The sequence below is a fragment of the Planktothrix sp. PCC 11201 genome (genome assembly GCF_900009135.1).
In the GTDB taxonomy this organism is placed as follows: Bacteria; Cyanobacteriota; Cyanobacteriia; order Cyanobacteriales; family Microcoleaceae; genus Planktothrix.
Window position 1 is genome coordinate 1 of record NZ_LT797778.1, and the last position, 1,626, is coordinate 1,626.

The 1,626-nt window shown below is 43.7% G+C and carries 1 pseudogene; it reads right to left on the bottom strand.

What is annotated here, in order from left to right:
* Positions 1–1,626 (bottom strand): annotated as a pseudogene (locus PL11201_RS26680) (hypothetical protein); the annotation flags it as partial.

A 1,626-nucleotide genomic window follows, 5' to 3' on the forward strand; every position in this document is an offset into this window, starting at 1 on the left:
ACTCGACACCGTTCAGCTTCCACTAATAAATACTTTTGCAAGTTATTCACCCGAGCATGATGTGCCCATTTTTTCATCTTCTTCTGATTGCGAAGCACTTTCTGGAGCAAACGCTGACGCTCCAATTTCTTTGCATCCATCACCAATGCAAGGCGAACCAGGGAATCATAAAAATAAAAATGGGGAACCGTTAGAACAGCAGTGCCCCCATCGAAATACCCTTCAGTAAGTTCAGCATGAGCAGCGGCTTGCGAAGCTTGACCAAATAAAAAGCAAAGCATCATTTTGCTAAAGTACAGGTGAGCCAGTGCTTCGCAATCACATCGCTCCAGTAGCACAGGCAGCACCACCCGTTCGTCAAAAACCTGACCCACTAAAGAACAAGGATTTTCTCCTTGACCCCGCAAATTCAAAACCATCTGATGCCATCGCTCTTGGACTTCAACAACGAAGGTCTGCCCCATTTCACACATGGCTTGAGTATAGTTGCCCATCTCAGAGTCAAGTTGCGTCAATTCCAAGCCACTAAGAAAGGCGTAGCCACAGTAGTAGTAGGCGCAATTAGCCGCATATTCCCAATCTCCGGTTTCCAGTGCAACTGCATAGGCATCCAACAGAGGCTTTAAGATTTCCTTAACCGGTTCTACCCAATGGCGGATAAAAACCAGAACCACCATCTCTGTTCTCACTTGAACTGCCCTGTCATTGAAGTGGGAGCTTACCTCCAGGGCAAGCTGACCAAATTGATAGCCCAACTCAACGTCTCGCAACAAGCCACAGAGCATTCCACCGTAGCTACCATAAGCGCAAAAAGCAGATTCAGGAAGGTTACCCCACTTCAGGGATAGGCTCAGGTAATGAAAGATGATCAACAATAGTAATCTAGGTGTTGTGATATAGGCAGCTGTGCTAATTGCATAGAGGAGACGCATGACTGCTTTTGGGTAAGGATCGCTAGTTAAGGGCAGGTCAACAAACCTGGAAATCGGTCGTAATCCAATGGCTAATTTCGTCCGTAGTAATCCCCACCAAACATCACGCTGACTCGGCTTTTTGGGTAACCTAACTTTTAGCAATTTCAGCACACCTAATCCTGTATTAATCGCTTTAGTAAACTCGCCCTGAAAGATGTAAGTATTAATTTTTAATTGATACACTTTGACTTGATCGAGTACCGTTTTAGTATTTGATAAAACTTCTTGAATATATTGTTCTAATAAAGCCATATCTGTATTAACATAGGCAACTTCGGCAGCTTCTTCATAAAGTGAGAGGGTTAGAGAATATTGATGCTGCCAACTATTCGGGGCTAAGAGTTCGATTCCGGTTTGCAAATAATTGAGAGCGGGTTGATAGGCAGCCGAGAGTTTGGCTTTTTGACCCGCTTTGAGATTTAATTGAGCCAATTCATCTTTTTCAGACTGACTAGAAATCAGTGGCAGGCTGAAATTGAGTTGATTAACAACATCAAAGATTTTCTCCTCTTGTTGATCTAAAGTGGTTGTTTGTAATAGGAGTCTGCCAAGTTGCTGATGAATGATCGGTTTATCCGGTTCGGGGATAAGGCAATAGGCAGCTTGTTGAATTCGATCATGGGCAAATTTGTATTCGAGGGATTGAAATGGG